Origin of the sequence: Cupriavidus necator (assembly GCF_016127575.1) — a bacterium.
Lineage (GTDB): Bacteria > Pseudomonadota > Gammaproteobacteria > Burkholderiales > Burkholderiaceae > Cupriavidus > Cupriavidus necator_D.
Genome location: NZ_CP066019.1, coordinates 682,702 through 703,208, shown reverse-complemented (window position 1 = coordinate 703,208; position 20,507 = coordinate 682,702). Strand labels below are relative to the sequence as shown.

Genomic DNA, 20,507 nt, shown 5'->3' with positions numbered 1-20,507 from the left:
CGCACCCGCTGCCGCGCATCGCGCTGGCCGGCGCCTGCGCGATACGGGAAGCGGTGCGCCACCCGTTTATTATGGTTTTCAACTGCGCCGGATTCCGGCTTTACTGCCGCCCTGCATTTCCCTCTCTGAATCCGCCACCGATCGCCCGCCTCAGGCGGTGTGGAGATTGCCGTTGCTCAACAGCGTGTTGAGATCGAGCCCGACCACGCCCTGCAGCACCGCCACGTCCTGGAATGCAGCCGCCGTGCCACTGCCGTCACGATCCAGGCTGACCACGGTGTTGCCACCCACCTCCGAAAGGCGGACGAACTGCGCCGCGTTGGCAGGGTTCACGCCAACACCGGAAAGCAGATCGGAAAGATCCAGCACATCGCCACCGGAAGCCACGGGAGCCGCACCGAAGTCGGTGATGGTGTCGACCGAAGCGGGGTCCGCGCGCAGAAAGCGAAAGGTGTCGCTGCCATTGCCGCCGGTCAGTGTGTCGGCGCCGGCGCCGCCGGTCAACACGTCGTTGCCGGCGCCTCCGACCAACACGTCGTTGCCCGCGCCGCCACGCAGCACGTCGTTGCCGGCAGAGCCGGTGAGGTTGTCGTTGAAGGCGGAGCCGATGACGCCTTCCATGTTGCTGTAGCTGTCGGCACCGAGGCCAGTCACGCCCGGGCCTGCCGTGGTGGGGCTGCCGCTCTGCGTCAGCGTGAACACAACCCCGCCGGTGGCATCGGAGAAATCAAGCAGGTCGATGCCGTCGCCGCCGTTGATGGTGTCATCGCCCGCGCCACCGCGAATGACGTCGTTGGCGGAGCTGCCGGTCAGCGTGTCGACAAACGCCGAGCCGATCACGCCCTCCATGTTCGCGTAGCTGTCGGTACCTAGTCCGGGCGTCGCGCCCACAAGCACCTTGACGAGGGTGCTACTTTGGATCAACGTGAAGGAGACCGCGCCGGTGGCATCGGAGAAATCCAGCATATCTATGCCCACCCCCCCGTCGATGGTGTCGTTGTCGGCGCCACCTCTCAAGACGTCGTCGCCGATCCCGCCGTTGAGGGTGTCGTTGTCGGCGCCCCCTCTCAAGACGTCGTCGCCGTTCCCGCCGTTGAGGATGTCGGTACCACGTCCGCCAATGAAGATGTCACCCGCAACGGCACCAGTCATGCTGTCGGGATTGCTGCCACCCTCCAGATAGGAAGCCTGGTAGCTGGCCTGATCAAGCGAAAAGCCGTTTTTGTCCACGACATTGACGGTCACCGTCGCCGTGCTGCTGCCACCTGCCCCGTCTTCGACGGTATAGCTGAAGGTTGCCACCCCCTTGCTGTTGGGACTGTCGAACGCGACGAAGCTGTAATTGCTTTCGGTGACAAGCCTCAGGCCGGAAAGCGTGCTTGAGGTCAGACTGAGCGGGTTTATGGACAAGGCCCGCCCGTCGATATCGACGTCGTTGCCGAGCAGCGCGCTCACCGGAATCAGGATGTTGTCGGTGTTAGTCGAAACATAGACAACGTCCTCGGCTGCCACCGGCGCGTCATTGACGGGATTGACCGTAATCGCCACCGTATCGGTATCGACCAAAGCGCCATCGCTGGTCTGGATCTGCACCGACGCGGCGCCCGCATAATCCTTCTCGCCAAGGAAGCTCATTCCATTCAGCGCAGCATTGATTGCCGCATCGCTGCCCGTGAATGTCATGGTGCTGTCCGCGGTGCCGTCGCCCGACAGGAACTGCAGCCCGGCAACGCCATTCAGCGTGATCGCGCCGTGGCTTGCGCTCAGCGTCACGGTGTGGCTCGCGTTGTCCACGTCAGAGATGCTGAGTGCATTGCCGTTGGCCGTACGGAACACCAATGGCGTATCTTCGTTGACCACCTGCGCAAGGGGAACGGCATTCACCGCAGCATCGTTGGCACCTGTGATGTTGACGGTGATCGCCTGGGTGGCACTGAGATCGGCCGACTGTACGGACAGCGAGTCGGTCACATGCTGGCCCGCGGCGAGGGACTGCGCCTTGCTGTTGTCCAGCGTGTAGGTCCAGGCGCCGGTGCCGCTATCGAAGGTGAAGGCGCCGTATTGGCCGACCAGGCTCGCTGGCGGCACGGCGGCAAAGTGCGCATCGCCGGTATCGACATCGTTGACTGTCAACGTGCCGCGGGCGGAGGGGTCGCCGGGAATGGCATTTCCTGCCCCGCCGGCTTCGGTCACCGAGGTGTCCTCGCTGGCTGAAGCCGTGATCGTAGCGTAGTCGTTTGCGCCGGTGATGTTGACGGTGATGGTCTGCTGCGCCGTGTGGTCGGCCGAAGCCACCGTCAGCGAATCACTGACCTGCTGGCCCGCGATCAGCGCATCGGCCTTGGTGTTGTCCAGCGTATAGGTCCAGGCGCCGGTGTTGCTGTCGAAGGTGAAGGTGCCGTACTGCCCGACCAGGCTGTCCGGCGCCACCGCGGCGAAGTGCGCTTCACCGGCATCGACGTCAGTAACCGTCAGCTTGCCGCTGGCGGAGGCGTCGCCGAGGTCGGTGTTGCCTGCGCCGCCGGCTTCGGTGACCGCCTTGTCCTCACTGGCCGAGGCCGAGATGGTGGCGTGGTCGTTGGCACCGGTGATGTCGACCTTGATGGTCTGCTGCGCGCTCTGGTCGGCGGAGGACACCGTCAGCGAATCGCTGACCTGCTGGCCCGCGATCAGCACATCGGCCTTGGTGTTGTCGAGCGTATAGCTCCAGGCGCCGGTGTTGCTGTCGAAGCTGAAGGTGCCGTACTGTCCTGCCAGACTCTCCGGCGGCACTGCGGCAAAGTGCGCTTCACCGGTATCGACGTCAGTGACCGTCAGCTTGCCGCTGGCGGAGGCGTCACCCGTTTCAGCATTGCCTGCGCCGCCAGCCTCGGTCACCACCTTGTCCTCGCTGGCCGAGGACGTGATGGTGGCATGGTCGTTGGCACCGGTGATGTCGACCTTGATGGTCTGCTGCGCCGTCTGGTCGGCGGAGGACACCGTCAGCGAATCACTGACCTGCTGGCCCGCGATCAGCGCATCGGCCTTGGTGTTGTCCAGCGTATAGGTCCAGGCGCCGGTGTTGCTGTCGAAGGCGAAGGTGCCGTACTGCCCGACCAGGCTGTCCGGCGCCACCGCGGCGAAGTGCGCTTCACCGGCATCGACGTCAGTAACCGTCAGCTTGCCGCTGGCGGAGCCGTCGCCGAGGTCGGTGTTGCCTGCGCCGCCGGCTTCGGTGACCGCCTTGTCCTCACTGGCCGAGGCCGAGATGGTGGCGTGGTCGTTGGCACCGGTGATGTCGACCTTGATGGTCTGCTGCGCGCTCTGGTCGGCGGAGGACACCGTCAGCGAATCGCTGACCTGCTGCCCCGCGATCAGCACATCGGCCTTGGTGTTGTCGAGCGTGTAGCTCCAGGCGCCGGTGTTGCTGTCGAAGCTGAAGGTGCCGTACTGTCCTGCCAGACTCTCCGGCGGCACTGCGGCAAAGTGCGCTTCACCGGTATCGACGTCAGTGACCGTCAGCTTGCCGCTGGCGGAGGCGTCGCCGAGGTCGGTGTTGCCTGCGCCGCCAGCCTCGGTTACCGCCTTGTCTTCGCTGTCCGAGGCCGTGATCGTGGCTCCATCGTTGGCACCAGTAATCCGGATGCTCAGCGATGAAGCCGCGCTGGCCTGCCCGTCGGACACCTCATAGTTGAACGTGTCCTGGACTTGCTGGCCCTGCCGCAATGCCTGCACCTGGCCATTGCCGTTGTCCAGCTCATAGCTGTAGCTGCCGTCGGCGTGGAGCGTCAGCGTGCCGTACTGGCCGGCATAAGTGCCGGGATTGGCCACGGCCAGCACGTTCCCCGCATCGACGTCGCTGTCGTTCGACAGCACATTGCCGGTGATCGGGTTCGGAGAGTTGTTCTCGCCGATCGCGTGGGTATCGGCCACTGCCGTTGGCGCATGGTTGTCGTAGCCAGCGAAGTCCGACTTGGTCAGTTCGTGCAGGCCGTTGAGCTTGATGACCATTTCCGCCGTGGCGGGATTGCCGTCGACATCCACGTAGACATAGGTATTGCCCCCCGATTGCTGGAACCAGGCTCCGTGGGCCGTGGGCTGGCGGCCACCCCATTCAAAGCCAGTGTCGCCCAGCACGGGCCGCAAGTCGAGGTGGTCCACGCCGCGCTGGAAGTCGGTGATCACATCCATGCCGGCCGCGGTGGAGTCGGAGACGGCGTTATAGACAAAGACGTCGGCGCCGCTGCCGCCGCTCAGGGTGTCGCCGCCTGCCCCGCCGGCGATCTTGTCGTTGCCGCCTTCACCGTAGATGGTGTCCTTGCCGTTGCCACCGGCAATGATGTCGTCGCCGCCCAGGGCGGCATTGTTGCCGTTGTCCCCGTAGATCAGGTCGTCGCCGTTGCCGCCATAGATGCGGTCGTTACCCGGCCGGGCTGACTCATGGCCGGCACCGAGCAGGTAGTCGGCGTAGCTGTCATAGCCGTCGCCATACAGCGTATCGCCGCCATTGTCGCCGGTGTAAAGCGCCGACGAGCCGTCGATGCTGCCGATCACGTCATCGCCGCCGCCGCCATAGACCGCGTCGGTGCCGTTGCCACCCGACAAGTTGTCATTGCCGAGCCCGCCGAAGACCCGGTCCTTGCCGTTGGCGCCCAGCAGCGTGTCGTCGCCGCTGCCGCCTTCGACGATATCGTCGCCGTTGCCGGCATCGACATAGTCGTTGCCATCGCCGGCGCTGACGTAGTCATTGCCATTGCCGCTCAGGATGGTGTCGGCGGACGTGGTGCCGCTGATGCTGTCGCTGCCGTTGCTACCTGTCAGGGTTGCCATGATCACTCTCCGTCCTGAATGCCAGCCTGCTGGCCATGCCTTGCTTGTTGTCGTCGTGGGCAAACCGCCCGCTCTTATCGTTCCCGGAACGCCAGTTCCCTGGTCTTGATGATGGGCTTGAGCAGGTAATGGAGCACCGTCTTCTGCCCGGTCAGCACATCGACCGTCGCCACCATGCCGGGCAGGATGGGCACCTGCACGGCACTGCCGCCTGGCCGGTTGTCGCGCGTGCGCACGCGCACCAGGTAGTAGCTTTCCGGGCGCTCGCCCGGGCGCTCCGGTGTCAGCGTATCGGCGCTGATATGCTCCACGGTGCCGGCAAAGCCGCCATAGATCGAAAAGTCATAGGCCGACAGCTTGACCACCGCCGGCTGGCCGGGCCGCAGGAAGGCAATGTCGGCAGGCCGCACGCGCGCCTCTACCAGCAGCGTGTCTTCCAGCGGGACGATCTCCAGCAGATCCATGCCGGGCTGCACCACGCCGCCAACGGTATTGATCTTGATCTGCTTGATGACGCCCGCAAGCGGGGCGCGTACCAGGGTACGGTCGACGCGGTCCTGCAGCGCGGTGTTGGTGGCGCTCTGCGCGGCCTGTTCGGCCTTGGCCTGGTTGAGCTCTTTCATGGCCTCGGCACGATAATGCGTGCCCAGTTCGTCGGCTTTTTGCTGGCTCTCGCGGTAGGCGGCCTCCAGGCGCGGCATGGCGAGCCGCGCGGCCTCGAGCTCGCCTTTCAGGTCATTGGCCTGGCGCTCCAGCCGCAGCAGGTCGACCTCGGACACGACGCCCTGCGCCATCATCGGGCGCATCATGGCCAGCTCCTGTGCCACCAGCCGATGGCTCTGCCGCAGTTGCTGCTCGCGCGAGCGCTTCTCGGTCAGCTCCTGCCGCCGCTGCTCGGACTGCTGGCGCAGCACGGCGAGATTGGCATCGAACGCGCGCTTGCGTGACTCGAACAGCGCGCGCTCCTCGGACACGAAGCGGCGGCCCTCGGCATCGGCCGGCGCGCTCGCCACGAACGCCGTGCCGTCGGCCTCGGCGCTCAGGCGCGCAATGCGTGCCACCAGCGCATCGTCCCTGGTGCGGCCTTCCTGGTATGAAGCCGTGAAGCGTGTATCGTCGATGCGCATCAGCGGCTGGTCCTTGTTCACCACCTGCCCCGGTCGCACCATGATCTCGGCGATGATCCCGCCTTCGAGGTTCTGCACCACCTGCACCTGGCTCGACGGGATCACCTTGCCCTCGCCCACGGCCACCTCGTCCACCCGCGCCAGCGCGGCCCAGGCCAGCGCCACCAGCACGAAGACCAGGGCGGACCAGAGGATCCAGTGCGTGAAATAGCGCGGTTGCGCCATCGTGGCCGCATCGCGCTCGCACATGAAGGCGGTGTCGTCGGCACGTGGCCTCAGCGCGGCGATCAGGCGCCGCACTGGCCCCATGCGTTGCGGATCAGGCTGAAGCGACATGGAGCTTCCTCCCCGCGAGCGCGTTCAGGACTTCGGCCTTGGGACCATCGGCGACGATACGGCCCTGGTCCATCACGATCAGGCGATCGACCAGGCTGAGCAGCGAGCCGCGATGCGTGACCAGGATCAGCGTGCGCCCGCCCAGCGCTAAGGCCAGGCGCGCCTTGAACTGCTCCTCGGTGCGGTTGTCCATGGCGCTGCTGGGTTCGTCGAGCAGCAGCAGCGGCGGCTGCAGCAACTCGGCACGGGCAATGGCAATGGCCTGGCGCTGGCCGCCCGACAGGCCTTCGCCGCGCTCTCCCAGGCGCAAGTGATAGCCGTCCGGCAGGCGATCGACAAAGTCGCTCACGCCGCCCAGGCGCGCCGCGCGCAGCACCGCTTCGTCGTCGGTGTACGGGGCGCCCATCACGATGTTGTCGCGCAGCGTCCCGCTGAACAGCATCACGTCCTGCGGCACATAGCCGATGTCGCGCCGCAACGCGGCCGGGTCCAGCTGGCGCACCTCCGCGCCGTCGACCAGCACGGTGCCGGCATCCGGTGCGTACAGGCCAAGGATCAGCTTCTCGATGGTGGTCTTGCCTGAGCCGATGCGGCCTATCAGGCCAACCCGCTCGCCGCTGGCAATGCGGAACGAGACCCCATCCAGTGCCGCGATGTCGCGGCCCGGATAGCGAAAGCTGACCTGCCGGAACTCGATCTCGCCGCGCAGCGGCGGACGGTGCAGGAAGTGCTTGCCGGGCGGGCGCTCGACGGGCAGCGCCATCATGCGGTCGATACCGGCCAGCGCGGTGCGCGCCTGGTGATAGCGGGTGGTCAGCCCCGCCACTTGCGACAGCGGCGCCAGCGCGCGGCCGGCAAGGATGGTGCAGGCAATCAGGCCGCCCGTGGTCAGCCGGTCGTCGGCGATCAGGTAGACGCCGATCACCACCACCACCAGCGTGGCGGCCTGCTGGGCGAACAGCGAGAAGTTGATCACGCAGGCGGAGAGCAGCCGCGCGCGCAGCCCCAGTTGCGCCATCTGCCCGACCACCTGCTCCCATTTGCGCTGGGCGGCACCTTCGGCACCGCTGGTCTTGACGGTCTCCAGCCCCACCAGGGTTTCGACCAGTGCGGCCTGGCGCTGGGCCGCGCAGGCGCTGCTGGCGCGCACCGCGCGCGACAGCGGTCCCTGCAGCAGCAGGCTGGTGCCGATCACCAGCGGCACCGCCAGCAGCGGCACCCAGGCCAGCGGGCCACCGACCCAGAACATGGCCGCAATGAAGACCGCGGCGAACGGAAGGTCGACCAGGGTCGTGATGGTGGCCGAGGTCAGGAACTCGCGCACCGACTCGAATTCATGCAGCTGGCTGCTCAGGCTGCCCACCGACGCCGGCCGCGCCTTCATCTCGATGCCCAGCACCTTCTCGAACACCGTCGCGGAGACCGTGACATCGATGCGCCGGCCCGCTACGTCGACAAAATAGCCCCGCAGCGTGCGCATCACCAGCTCGAAGCCAAGCACCAGGCCCACACCGATGGCCAGTGCCCACAGCGTTTCCAGCGCATGGTTCGGCACCACACGGTCATAGACGTTCATGGTGAACAGCGGCATGACCAGCGCGAACAGGCTGAGCAGCAGCGAGGCAACCAGCACCTCGCCATAGAGCGGCCACGACTGGCGCATCACGCCCCAGAACCATCCATGTGGCGACGTCGGCCCGGCATCGTCCGCCGCCTCGAAGCGGTGCGCGGGCCGGGCAAAGATGGCATGGCCGGTGTACCGGGCCAGCAGGTCTTCCTGGCGGACCGGCTGCTCGCCGTCGCCCCACTCCGGCTGCGAGACCAGCAGCATGCCCACGTCGCCACGGCGCAGCAATACGCAGGCCTCGCCCTGGTCGAGCAGCAGGATGGCGGGCAGCACCAGGTCCGGGATGTCGCCCAGCGGGCGCTTGACCAGCCGGGCCGACATGCCCGCGCGTGCGGCCGCGCGTGGAAACAAGACAGGGGTCAGGCGCTCCGCCTCCAGCGGCAGGCCCGCAATCAGGGCTTCGGCCGCGACTGGCCGCTGGAAGCGCCGGGCCAGCCAGAGCAGGCACGCCAGCAGCGGATCATCGGGGCGCGCGTGCCGACCTGCCGGATCCGGCAGGTTCCAGCCGGTGTCCTCGATGTTCCTTGCGGGCGCGGCGGCGGCATGCATGGCAACGGCCCCCGCCCCTCAGAGCGGCGCGTGGCGAGTGACCCGCCCTTGCGCACATAGCGTTGCACGGCCTGCGCATACCGCGCCCCCTGCGCAATGCATGCGCTCGTTGCATCCAGCCATGGTTTCCCCCCGGTCCCATTGGTTCAACGTTTCCGGGAAGAATATGTGAAGGGGTCCTGCGCGCCCATACTGCGGATGGATCAGATGGCGCAACAAAAGGACCGGGCGGGGTCATCCTTTTGGCGTTTCACGCAAGAAACAGAACCAAAACGAGCACCGCCATGACCGCCTTACTCAAGCTGGATTTCACCCTCGAAGCGCGCCTGGAGCTTGACACCCGCCAGTTCCAGCGTCACCGACACCGGCAAATGTTCGTTGCCGGCGATGGTACCGTCGGCCATGGCCCTGGCTATCGCCTGTTCGATCTCGCGCTGTGAGCTGACGCCGACCACCTTCAGGAACTTGCGGATGCTGAGGTTGAAGGTCTCTTCGTTCATGGCTGTCTCCTGTGGGGAACCCGGGAATCACGGTTCGGGCCGCTACCCAGACAGCCTAGGCGATGGGGGGACTTTGTGCAGAGGCCTGGTGATCCGCCCGGAAGCAGGCAGTGCCCGGCAGTTGCCTGCCAGGCATCCGTCACCAATCAGACCACGCCTTGCTCGCGCAGCCTGGCGATGCGCTCGGCCGACATACCCAGCACCGATTCCAGCACCTGTTCGGTATGCTCGCCCAGCCGCGGCGGCGGTGCGTCGTATTGCACCGGGGTTGCCGACAGCCGCAACGGGCTCTTGACGGTCGGGCACAGGCTGCCGTCGTCGCGCACCAGGTCGACCTGCAGCTCGCGATGCCGCACCTGCGGGTCTTCCAGCACCTGGCCGTAGTCGTTGATCGGCCCGCACGGGATGCCCTGCGCTTCCAGCGCCTGCACCCAGTGCGCCGTCGGCCGCGTGCGCATATGCGCCTCGAGCAGCGGCACCAGCGTGTCGCGATGGATGATGCGGCCGGGGCCGGTGGCAAAGCGCTCGTCGGCGGCCAGGTCGGGACGCTCGACGCCGCGGCAATACGCCTGCCACTGCCCGTCGTTACCGGCCGCCACGATCATGTAGCCGTCGGCGGTGGCGAACACATGGTAGGGCACCATATTGGCGTGCGCATTGCCGTAGCGCGGCATGGCCTTGCCGGTCACGCGCTGGGCGATGATCGGCGTGGCGCCGACCGCCACCACCGCATCGAGCAGCGCCATGTCGATATGCTGGCCCTCGCCGGTGCGCTCGGCATGGCGCAACGCGGCCAGCACGGCCACGGTGGCATACATGCCGGTAAGCATGTCGACCACCGCCACGCCCACCTTCTGCGGCCCGCCGCCGGGCAGGTCGTCGCGCTCGCCGGTGACGCTCATCAGGCCGCCCAGGCCCTGGAAGATGAAGTCATAGCCGGGCTTGTGCGCGCTCGGCCCGGTCTGGCCGTAGCCCGTGATCGAGCAGTAGACGATGGACGGGTTGATCGCCTTGAGGCTGTCATAGTCCAGCCCGTAGCGCTTCAGGTCGCCGACCTTGTAGTTCTCCAGCACGATCTGCGACTTGGCCGCCAGTTCGCGCACAATCTCCTGCCCTTGCGGGCTGGCGATATCGAGCGTCACCGACTGCTTGCCGCGGTTGGCGCCGGCAAAGTAGGTGGCGTCGCGCGACGGCTGCCCGTCCGCGCCGGGCAGCCAGGGCGGCCCCCACGAACGGGTGTCGTCGCCCGCGCCGGGCCGCTCCACCTTGATGACTTCGGCGCCCAGGTCCGCCAGGTTCTGCGCGCACCAGGGACCGGCCAGGATGCGCGACAGGTCCAGCACCCGCACGCCGGCAAGCGCGCCGTGCGCCGCGGCCTGGCTGCCCGCCATCAGATCGGGTCCCAGCTGATCACATCGGGCGAACGCTCCAGCTTGAAGAAGCTGTTGCGCATCGCCGGCATGGCGATCTCGCCCACGGTTTCAGGCGTCCAGCCATCGCTCATGTGCACCGAGCGCACCGGGCGCGGCTGGCTCATCAGGATGATCTCGTTGGCACGCACCGCGAAGATCTGGCCGTTGACTTCGCTGGCGGCCGGGCTGGCAAGGTAGACCGCCACCGGCGCGATCTTGCCGGCTTCCATCTTCTGCAGCTTGGCCACGCGCGCTTTCTCTTCCGGCGTTTCGGCCGGGATCGAGCTGGTCATGCGGCTCCAGGCGAACGGCGCGATGCAGTTCGAGCGCACATTGAAGCGCTGCATGTCCAGCGCGATCGACTTGGACAGCGCGGCAATGCCCAGCTTGGCCGCCGAGTAGTTGGCCTGGCCCAGGTTGCCGATCAGGCCCGAGGTCGAGGTCATGTGCACGTAGGCGCCGCTCTCCTGGTCCTTGAAGTAGCTGGCCGCGGCGCGGCTGACGAAGAAGGTGCCGTGCAGGTGCACGTCGATCACCGAGCGCCATTCTTCTTCATTCATCTTGAAGAACATGCGGTCGCGCAGGTTGCCGGCGTTGTTGACCACGGCGTCGATGCGGCCGAAGTTGTCCAGCGCGCATTGCACGATGGCATTGGCGCCGTTCCAGGTCGACACGCTGTCGGTATTGGCCACGGCCTCGCCGCCGGCGGCGCGGATTTCCTCCACCACGCGCTGAGCGGGGCCGGCGTCGCCGCCCTCGCCGGTCATCGACACGCCGAGGTCGTTGACCACCACCTTGGCGCCGGCGGCGGCCAGTGCCAGCGCGATGCCGCGCCCGATTCCACCACCTGCGCCCGTCACCAGCGCGACCTTGCCTGCCATCAAACCGCTCATTGCGTTGCTCCTCTGAATACTTTTTGTGCGGTCACCGACCGCAAACCCGGCGAAACACCCCTGCGCCGCGGGCATTCGCCCGCCGGTGCGGTCAATCCGGATGTCCACGCCGCAGTGGATACGATAAATTGACGGCCGAGACTTTGGAATTCACGAATCACAAAACTGGCCTTTGGCCTGACGGAAGCCCATGCATTACGACCTGACCGACCTCCGCCTCTTCCTGAACGTTGGCGAGACGGAGAACCTGACCCGCGCGGCCGAACGCAGCTTCCTGTCGCTGCCCGCGGCCAGCACCCGGATCAAGCAACTGGAAGAGGCGTTCCAGACACAATTGCTGATCCGCCAGGTCAAGGGGGTGCGCCTGACGCCGGCGGGCGATGCGCTGCTGCGCCACGCGCGCGAGGTCTTCCGCGAACTGGAATGCCTGCACGCCGACCTGCGGCCCTATGCCAAGGGCGTCAAGGGCCGGGTGCGGCTGCTGGCCAACACCACCGCCACCAACTCGTTCCTGGCCACCGGCGTATCGCGCTTCCTGAGCGAGAACCCGGACGTGGACATCGAGCTGGAAGAGCACCTGTCGCAGGAAATCGTCTCGGCCATCAGCGCCGGCGCCGCCGACCTGGGCATCGTGGCCGGTGAAGTCGCCACCCAGGACCTGGACGCGATGCACCTGTGCAGCGATGAGCTGATCGTGATTGCACCGGTCAACCACCCGCTGCCGGCCTTCAAGCGGCTGCATTTCGCCGACCTGCTCGATACCTGCCGCTTTGTCGGCCTGAACCAGTTCAGCGCGATCCAGTCGTTCCTGGACCGCATCGCCGGCGGCATGGGCAAGCGCATCAGCCTGCGCATCCAGGTGGGCAGCTTCGATGCCGTATGCCGCATGGTCGAGGCCGGCGCGGGCATCGCCATCGTGCCCAACAGCTGCGCGCGCCGCTACGCCAGCCGCAAGGTGCTGCGCTTTATCCAGCTGGAAGACGAATGGGCCAAGCGCGAACTGCGCCTGGTGCGCCGCCCGGGGCGCGAACTGCCCCAGTTTGCCGAAACCCTGATCCAGTACCTGGTCGACGCGGCGCGCGAGCCCGTGTAAATCAGGGAAGCCGCCGACCGTTCAGCCGGCGGCCAGCCCGCCGCCCTGCACCACCAGCCCCGCCAGCGGGCTCAGCGACACCGCCATCACCACCAGCAGCAGGCCCATGGCGAACACACCGGGCCAGCTGGTGCGGCCACAGCGCGCCAGCGAGTCGTGCACCAGTTCCGGTGAGAAATGGTACTCGCGCAGGTGCCGGATGGTCGCCTCGGCATGCCAGCGGTAGATCTGGTTGCCATACATGCCCAGCAGCAGCGCCATGGCATACAGCATCGGCCGGACCGCCAGCGGCATCTTCAGCCCGAACAGCGCGTGCAGCACCGGTTCGGCGCAGACGATCAGCGCATAGACCCCCACCTGCCAGTACATGCGCCGGTAGGCCATCCAGAACGGCCCCAGCAGGCACGCCGCCCAGTTCCACGACATGCCGCCGCGTGCCTCTGCCAGGGACCAGCGCTGGCTGTAGTACGCATAGCGCGGCCCCACGAATGCGGCCAGCGCCGCATCGTCACGGATCGATGATTTCATGGCTGCCTCCCCCTGCTCTGCCACGGCCGCGCCTGTGGATCGCGGCGCAACCTGTGCCACAGCATAGGGCGCAGCGCGCGCGGGCAGCGTGCGCTGGCGCGCATTACTGTGGGAAATGACGCAAATTGGCGGGCAAGCGAACAGACCGGCGCACGCCGGGCGGCACGGGGTGCCGGATGCACCGGGCGCGGGTGCGCTATTTCCAGCGCTGCAGGACCTGCAGGATGACCAGCGTGAAAATGGTGGCGATCACCGCGGTGGTATCGCGACCCAGGCCGGCAGCCACGCCGATGGCCGCGACCATCCAGATGCTGGCCGCGGTGGTCAGGCCCTGGATGTGAGCTTCGTCGCTGTGCTTCAGGATCGCGCCGGCGCCAAGGAAGCCGATGCCGGCAATCAGCCCCTGCAGCACGCGGCTGATGTCGGCCAGCGGCGTCCCTGCCTGCAGCGGCACCAGCACGAACAGCGCCGAGCCCAGCGCCACCAGCATATGGGTGCGCAGCCCCGCTGCCTTGCCGGAGGCCTCGCGCTGATAGCCGATCAGGCCGCCCAGCAACACCGCCATGAACAGGCGTGCCAGGATGCGGGTGGCCTCGCCAGCGTCCGGCACATCGGCGAACTCGGCGCGCAAGACACTGTAGATCTCGGACCAGACCCCGTCCATGGCTCGTCTCCGGGTGCTTGGGTACACCTGAGCGTAGCACGGGATGGCCTGCCGGCAACCGGGCCGGCGGGCCCCAAGGCGCTCGCGCCACACCGCGCGGGCCGTCCGCCAGGCGCTTGCGGCTGCGTCCTACACCGCAAGCGGAAGCTCGCCGACAGTGCCGCCATGACGGCATTCCTATATTGGAATCACCGATTACCGTCATCGACAGGAGTTGCACCATGCCCTATATCCTTGCCTGGCTACTTGGCGTCCCGGCCTTCATCCTGGTCCTGATCTGGCTCTTCATGCACTGATTCCCAGGCCCGGCCTGCCAGCCATCCCCGCGCAAGAGGCCGCTGCGCCGGCCTCTTGCGCAACTGCGGGCGCCCCGGCGCCGCATGCAGCTTCCGCCCCCCCCCCGCTTCCGGCCCACCTAAGCCGCTCTTTCGCAAATCCGAATTTCAGCGTGCCGGGGGCTCGGGAATAATGGCCCCATTCAATCCGAGCGGGGCTACCCCATGCACGCACATCAGGATCCAGACCAGCTCTACCCCGAAATCCGCGAAGCGGTACGCGACCTCTGTGCCGGCTTCGATTCGGCGTACTGGCAACGGGTGGAAGAGCAGAACGCCTTTCCTGAGACCTTTGTCCAGGCTCTGACCCAGGCGGGCTGGCTGTCAGCGCTGATCCCCGAAGCCTATGGCGGCTCGGGCCTGTCGCTGACAGCCGCCTCGGTCATCATGGAGGAAATCAACCGCAGCGGCGGCAATTCCGGCGCCTGCCACGGCCAGATGTACGTAATGGGCTGCCTGCTGCGCCACGGCTCCGAAGCGCAGAAACAGCGCTGGCTGCCGGGCATCGCCTCGGGCGAGTTGCGCATGCAGTCGATGGCCGTGACCGAGCCCACCACCGGCACCGACACCACCAAGCTCAAGACCACCGCGGTGCGCCAGGGCGACAAGTACATCGTCAATGGCCAGAAGGTATGGATTTCGCGCGTGCAGCATTCGGACCTGATGCTGCTGCTGGCACGCACCACGCCGCTGGACCAGGTCAAGCGCAAGTCCGAGGGCCTGTCGGTGTTTGTGGTGGACCTGCGTGATGCCATCGGCAAGGGCCTGACGGTCAAGCCGATCCGCAACATGGTCAACCACGAGACCAACGAGCTGTTTTTCGACAACCTCGAAGTCCCCGCCGGAAACCTGATCGGCGAGGAAGGCAAGGGCCTGAAGTACATCCTTGACGGCCTCAACGCCGAACGCATCCTGATCGCCGCGGAGTGCATCGGCGATGGCTACTGGTTTGTCGAGCGCGCCAGCAACTATGCGCGCGACCGCATCGTGTTCGACCGCCCGATCGGCCAGAACCAGGCCGTGCAGTTCCCGATCGCGCGCTCGTACATCAATGTCGAGGCGGCCAGCCTGATGCGCTACAAGGCGTCGCAATTGTTCGACGCCGGCAAGCCGTGCGGCAAGGAAGCCAATATCTCCAAGCTGCTGGCCGCCGACGCGTCGTGGGAAGCGGCCAACGTCTGCCTGCAGACGCACGGCGGCTTCGGCTTTGCCGCCGAGTACGACATCGAACGCAAGTTCCGCGAGACGCGCCTGTACCAGGTGGCGCCGATCTCGACCAACCTGATCCTGTCCTACGTGGCCGAGCATGTGCTCGAGCTGCCGCGTTCGTTCTAAGGCCCCTGCATGTCCCATTCCCCCAAAGGCATCCGCCCGCTCGACGGCATCCGCGTGGTCTCGCTCGAGCACGCCGTGGCCGCGCCCTTCGCCACGCGCCAGCTGGCCGACCTTGGTGCCCGCGTCATCAAGATCGAGCGCCCCGGAGTGGGCGACTTCGCGCGCGGCTATGACCAGTCCGTGCACGGCCAGGCCTCGTACTTTGTGTGGCTTAACCGGGGCAAGGAAAGCCTGACCCTGGATCTGAAGGATCGAGAGGCGCAGGCCATCCTGCACCGGCTGCTGGCCGATGCCGATGTGCTGGTGCAGAACCTCGCCCCCGGCGCGGCAGTGCGCATGGGCCTGGACTTCGACAGCCTGCACGGCAAGTACGACAAGCTCATCGTCTGTGACATCTCGGGCTATGGCGACTCCGGTCCCTATCGCGACAAGAAGGCCTACGACCTGCTGATCCAGGCCGCCGCCGGCCTGGTGGGCCTCACCGGCGGACCGAACGAGCCGTCGCGCGCCGGCGTTTCGATCGCCGACATCTCGGCCGGCATGTACGCCTACAGCGGCATCCTTTCGGCGCTGCTGCAGCGTGGCCGCACCGGCAAGGGCCTGCGCGTGCAGGTGACCATGCTCGAGGCGATGGCCGAGTGGATGAACCAGGTCCTCTACTTCGGCCACTACGGCGGCAAGCCGCCGGGACGCTTCGGCGCTTCGCATCCGACCATCGCCCCGTATGGCGTGCATCGCACCGGCAATGGCAGCGTGATCTTCAGCGTGCAGAACGAACGCGAGTTCGCCAATTTCTGCGAGATCGTGCTCGGCAACCGGGAACTGGCGCAGGACGAACGCTTCTCCAGCAATACGGCCCGTGTGCACAATCGCCCCGAACTCACCGCCATCATCGAAGAGCGCTTCGCGCCGATGACTGTGGCGCAGGCCGAGGCACTGCTCGACGAGGCGCAGATCGCCAATGCCCCGATGAACGACATCGAGGGCGTATGGAACCATCCGCAGTTGCAGGCACGCCAGCGCTGGCGCGAAGTGGCCACCCCGGGCGGTCCGATCGGCGCGCTGCTGCCGCCCGCCAACCTGTCGGGCGTGGAGCCTGTCATGGGCGACGTACCGGCACTGGGCGCGCACAGCCGGCAGATCCTGGCCGAGCTCGGCTATGACGACGGCGATATCGCCGCGCTGGCTGACAAGCGGACCATCTGAACACACGACGCCCGGCCATCTCGCACAGAGCGCCGGGCTTTTTCCTCCTCCACGAAACCCAATCCGCATCGGAGCCTGCATGAGCCAACCCGCAGACACCACCTACCCCACCCGCCAGCTTTGCGACTTCCTGGCCGACCTCAAGCTGGCCGACGTGCCCGCGCCCGTGATCGAGCGCACCAAGGACCTGTTCCTGGACTGGATCGCCTCGGCCATCGCCGGCAAGGATGCCCCCGCCGTGCGCAAGCTGCAGGAGTTCGCCGCGGCCATGGGCCCGGACCAAGGCGGCGCCGAAGTGCTGGTGGACCGCCGCCGCACCTCGCCCTACTTTGCCGCGCTGATCAACGGCGCCTCCTCGCACGTGGTCGAGCAGGACGACGTGCACAACGGCTCGGTGCTGCACCCGGCCGCGGTGGTGTTCCCTGCCGTGGTGGCAGCCGCGCAGACCGAGGGCAAGACCGGCGCCGAAGTGCTGCTGGCCTCGATCGCCGGCTATGAGGCCGGCATCCGCATCGGCGAATTCATGGGCCGTTCGCACTACCGCGTGTTCCACACCACCGGCACGGTGGGCACGCTGGCCGCCGCCGCGGCCGTGGCCAAGCTCTACGGCCTCGATGCCGAAGGCATCAACCAGGCACTGGGCTCGGCCGGCACGCAGGCCGCGGGCCTGTGGGAATTCCTGCGCGACGCCGCCGACTCCAAGCAGCTGCATACCGCCAAGGCCGCGGCCGATGGCCTGCAGTCAGCCTGGCTCGCGCGCGCCGGCTTCACCGGCGCGAAGCAGATCCTGGAAGGCGCGCAGGGCATGGCCGCCGGCATGTCCAGCGATGCCAACCCCGCCTGCCTGACCGACGGCCTGGGCACGCGCTGGGCCACCGCCGAGACCTCGTTCAAGTTCTTCGCCTCATGCCGCCACACGCACCCGGCCGCCGATGCGCTCAAGGCGCTGATGCAGCGCGAAGGCATCGGCGCCGACCAGGTCGCCAGCGTCACCACGCACGTGCACCAGGGCGCCATCGACGTGCTCGGCCCGGTGGTCAACCCCACCACCATCCACCAGGCCAAGTTCTCGATGGGCACGGTGCTGGGGCTGGTGGCCGTGCACGGCCATGCGGGTCTGGGCGAGTTCGAGCAGCATGCGCTGCAGGACCCGAAGGTGACCGCCTTCCGCGGCAAGGTCGGCATGGAACTGGATGCCGAGATCAACGCCGCCTACCCGCGCCAGTGGATCGGCCGCGTTACCGTCACGACCACCGACGGCCGCACACTGGCGGCGCGCGTCGACGTGCCCAAGGGCGATCCCGACAACACGCTGTCGCGCCCGGAACTGGAAGCGAAGGCGCTGCAGCTGGGCGCGTTCCGCCACGGCGCGAGCGAGGCCGAGATGCGCGCCATCATCCAGCGCGTGTGGGCGCTGGAGCAGGCCCCGAACGTCAACGACTGGCTGCCCGCCGCAGGCTGAGGACCAAGACATGTCCACTGCAGTCACCTACCTGTTCGTGCCGGGCGACCGGCCGGAACGCTTCGACAAGGCCGCTGCCGCCGGCCCCGATGTGATGATCCTGGACCTCGAGGACGCGGTCCATCCGGACGCCAAGCCCGCCGCGCGCGCAGCCATCGCCGCGTGGCTGGCCGGACTGCCCGCGGCCAATGCCTTTGTCCGCATCAACGACAGCGCCTCGCCGTCCTTTGCCGCCGACCTGGCCTGGCTGCGCGCGCTGCCCCCGGGTACCGCGCTGGCAGGCCTGCTGGTGCCCAAGGCAGAAGATGCCGCCGCGCTGGCCACCATCGCGCAGGCCCTGCACTCGATCAACCCGCAGGGCGAACTGGTCGCGATCATCGAAACCGCGCTGGGCCTGCATCAGATCGACGCCGTGGCCACCGCCACCGGCGTGGCACGTCTTGCCTTCGGCTCGCTCGACTATGCGGTCGACCTGGGCTGCAGCCATACGCGCGACGCGCTCGCCTTTGCACGCGCGCGCATCGTGCTGGCCTCACGCGTGGCCGGGCTGCCGCCGCCGGTCGACGGCGTGACCACCGCACTGAAAGACGAAGCCGTGCTGGCCAGCGACGTTGCCTATGCGCGCGAACTCGGCTTTGCCGGCAAGCTCTGCATCCACCCGGCCCAGCTGGGCGCGGCGCGCGCAGGCTTCCTGCCCAGCCCCGAGCAGCTCGACTGGGCCCGCCGTGTGCTGGAAGCTACCGCCAGCGGCAGCCATGCGGTGCAGGTCGATGGCAAGATGGTGGACCGGCCCGTGATCGAGCAGGCCCGCCGGCTGCTGGCACTGGCGCAATAACCCGCCTTCCGGCCACTTTCACGCATTACAAGGCTTACTGTCATGACTGACGCCACTCCTGAACTCGAACGCCTGCGCGGCTGGATCGGCCGCAGCGAATCGCGCACCGAAACGCTGTCGCCGGAACCGGTGATCGGCCTCGCCGCCACCTTCGACCTCGACCCCGAGGCCGTCGCCGCCGGCCCGCTGCCGCCGCTGTGGCACTGGCTCTACTTCCTGCCGCGCGCGCCGCAGCGTGAACTGGGACGCGACGGCCATCCCACCCTCGGCGGCTTCATGCCGCCGGTGCCGCTGCCGCGCCGCATGTGGGCCGGCAGCGAACTGAGCTTCAGCCATCCACTGCATATCGGCGATACCGTCACGCGCACCTCCACCATCAAGGACGTGCAGTACAAGACCGGGCGCACCGGTGAACTGTGGTTTGTCGCCGTCGATCACGAGCTGACCGTCAACGGCAAGACCGCGGTCAACGAGCGCCACGATATCGTCTACCGCGCCATGCCCGACCCGTCCAGGCCGCAGCCGCCGCGCCCGCGCCTGGAGCAGGCCGCGCAGTGGCAGCGCACGCTGCAGGCAGATCCGGTGATGCTGTTCCGCTACTCGGCACTGACCTTCAACGGCCACCGCATCCACTATGACCGCCAGTACACGCGCGAGGTCGAGGGCTACCCCGGCCTGGTGGTGCACGGGCCGATGCAGGCCATGCTGATGCTGGACCTGGTGGCGCGCGAGCAACCGCAGGCGCGCGTGCGCCGCTTTGGCTTCCGCGGCCTGGCGCCGCTGTTCGACCAGGACACCATCATCGTTGGCGGCGCGGCTGATCCGGCGCAGGCTGGGCGGCTGGTGCTGTGGACGGGGGACGATGCCGGCGGGCAGGCGATGCAGGGGTGGGCGGAAGTGGAAGGTTAAGAGCCTGAAGCCTTATCTGCTCCGCTGGTTTGCTCCCCTCTCCCGCTTGCGGGAGAGGGGGCACACAAACGGTCGGTCAAGTCCTGCGGTGCCCACAATTGACACCAGCGGGACCTGCCATCTCAGTGAATCAGCGACCGACCGCGATTGGTTACCCGACCATCGCCTCCTCAATTCCCTCCGCGACTTCTTCTACCCTGTCGGCCAGCAATCCAAGGGAGGCCCGGCAGAGCGCTCGCAAGGCTCCAACGTAACCGGCTGCAAGGCTACGCTCCCCTCTTCCTGTGCGTCACATTCGCTGTGCGTAACCAACGTCAGTACGCAGGCCGTGCCTCGCGCAACCGCATCGGCTTGATCCAAGAGATTCAATAGCAAGAGTTGCCGAGGAACAGGCAGCGCGTCCTCACGCGCTGCGCGGCGGGTTTCGGGACTGAACCGCGAAAGGGAATCATCGAGTCGGGGCGGGGTGAAGGCGTCGGGTTCAATGCCGGATTGGGACATTGCTGACCTCCATAGCGTAGAAGAGGAGGTAACGTTGATCGGGTTCTCACTCCCGGCTCCTGCTGTATTAGCAGCCCATCCAGTCTAGAGAACCCTGCCGTTCACAATCAAGGCGCAGATTGTGAAGGATCGATACGCTAAGTTGAGCGTCAGTTGCCGACATCCACAGAGCGGAGAACTCCACGCCTTGGCGAAGGCACGCATCACGGCTCACAGGCGATGCCTTGATGGCATTCAAGAAGGTATTTCGGCAGATTTGTGGTGGTGGCTCTTGGAGAGGCCCCGGTTTCGCCCCTAAAGGGGCGAGTCGCTTTCTGTCGCTCGGACAGAAAGTGACCCGCCCAGCAGGGCGGAACAGGGCCGTCGACCTACAACAACATCGAACC

Annotated in this window: 14 protein-coding genes; 6 read left to right on the top strand and 8 right to left on the bottom strand. The window is 67.0% G+C overall.

The features are described 5' to 3' along the window. Window positions 1–150 precede the first annotated feature (150 nt). The 6 genes from I6H87_RS22230 to I6H87_RS22205 all read right to left on the bottom strand — a co-directional run bounded on the left by I6H87_RS22230 (window position 151) and on the right by I6H87_RS22205 (window position 11,253). Window positions 151–4,809, bottom strand: a complete 4,659-nt coding sequence (locus I6H87_RS22230) for a beta strand repeat-containing protein (protein WP_011616755.1) — start codon at window positions 4,807–4,809, stop codon at window positions 151–153. A 74-nt stretch (window positions 4,810–4,883) separates the two neighbouring features. Next, window positions 4,884–6,272 carry an HlyD family type I secretion periplasmic adaptor subunit gene (locus tag I6H87_RS22225; RefSeq protein WP_011616754.1) on the bottom strand — a complete coding sequence of 463 codons (1,389 nt, stop codon included), beginning with the start codon at window positions 6,270–6,272 and terminating at the stop codon, window positions 4,884–4,886. Next, on the bottom strand, window positions 6,256–8,448 hold the full coding sequence (locus tag I6H87_RS22220; protein ID WP_011616753.1) for a type I secretion system permease/ATPase: 2,193 nt from the start codon (window positions 8,446–8,448) through the stop codon (window positions 6,256–6,258). The genes I6H87_RS22225 and I6H87_RS22220 overlap by 17 nt, the downstream gene beginning before the upstream one ends. Window positions 8,449–8,741: 293 nt before the next feature. Beyond that, window positions 8,742–8,948, bottom strand: coding sequence for a DUF6494 family protein (locus I6H87_RS22215; protein ID WP_010813946.1), 207 nt, complete (start codon window positions 8,946–8,948; stop codon window positions 8,742–8,744). A gap of 146 nt (window positions 8,949–9,094) precedes the next feature. Next, window positions 9,095–10,339 (bottom strand): CaiB/BaiF CoA transferase family protein, encoded by a 1,245-nt coding sequence (locus I6H87_RS22210; RefSeq protein ID WP_010813947.1) that lies wholly within the window; start codon window positions 10,337–10,339, stop codon window positions 9,095–9,097. Further along, window positions 10,339–11,253: an SDR family NAD(P)-dependent oxidoreductase gene (locus tag I6H87_RS22205; protein ID WP_010813948.1), complete on the bottom strand. Its 915-nt coding sequence runs from the start codon at window positions 11,251–11,253 to the stop codon at window positions 10,339–10,341. The genes I6H87_RS22210 and I6H87_RS22205 overlap by 1 nt, the downstream gene beginning before the upstream one ends. 190 nt (window positions 11,254–11,443) lie before the next feature. Between I6H87_RS22205 and I6H87_RS22200 the strand changes: the two genes are divergently transcribed. After that, window positions 11,444–12,346, top strand: coding sequence for a LysR family transcriptional regulator (locus I6H87_RS22200; RefSeq protein WP_010813949.1), 903 nt, complete (start codon window positions 11,444–11,446; stop codon window positions 12,344–12,346). Between the two features lie 21 nt (window positions 12,347–12,367). On the opposite strand, the gene I6H87_RS22195 is transcribed toward I6H87_RS22200, so the two are convergent. Further along, a complete protein-coding gene (locus I6H87_RS22195; RefSeq protein ID WP_010813950.1) occupies window positions 12,368–12,874 on the bottom strand; it encodes a DUF2628 domain-containing protein in 507 nt (168 codons plus the stop codon). 196 nt (window positions 12,875–13,070) lie between these two features. Beyond that, entirely contained in the window at window positions 13,071–13,538 is a 468-nt protein-coding gene (locus I6H87_RS22190) for an MgtC/SapB family protein (protein WP_010813951.1), read from the bottom strand. A gap of 500 nt (window positions 13,539–14,038) precedes the next feature. On the opposite strand from I6H87_RS22190, the gene I6H87_RS22185 reads away from it, so the two are divergent. From I6H87_RS22185 to I6H87_RS22165, 5 genes are all read left to right on the top strand, one after another. Then, entirely contained in the window at window positions 14,039–15,208 is a 1,170-nt protein-coding gene (locus tag I6H87_RS22185; RefSeq protein WP_011616752.1) for an acyl-CoA dehydrogenase family protein, read from the top strand. Between the two features lie 9 nt (window positions 15,209–15,217). Next, entirely contained in the window at window positions 15,218–16,414 is a 1,197-nt protein-coding gene (locus tag I6H87_RS22180; protein WP_011616751.1) for a CaiB/BaiF CoA transferase family protein, read from the top strand. A 79-nt stretch (window positions 16,415–16,493) separates the two neighbouring features. Next, window positions 16,494–17,876 (top strand): MmgE/PrpD family protein, encoded by a 1,383-nt coding sequence (locus I6H87_RS22175; RefSeq protein ID WP_011616750.1) that lies wholly within the window; start codon window positions 16,494–16,496, stop codon window positions 17,874–17,876. A 10-nt stretch (window positions 17,877–17,886) separates the two neighbouring features. Next, window positions 17,887–18,711 carry an HpcH/HpaI aldolase/citrate lyase family protein gene (locus tag I6H87_RS22170; protein WP_011616749.1) on the top strand — a complete coding sequence of 275 codons (825 nt, stop codon included), beginning with the start codon at window positions 17,887–17,889 and terminating at the stop codon, window positions 18,709–18,711. 42 nt (window positions 18,712–18,753) lie between these two features. Next, window positions 18,754–19,620, top strand: coding sequence for an HTD2 family dehydratase (locus I6H87_RS22165; RefSeq protein WP_011616748.1), 867 nt, complete (start codon window positions 18,754–18,756; stop codon window positions 19,618–19,620). The last annotated feature ends 887 nt before the right edge of the window (window positions 19,621–20,507 follow it).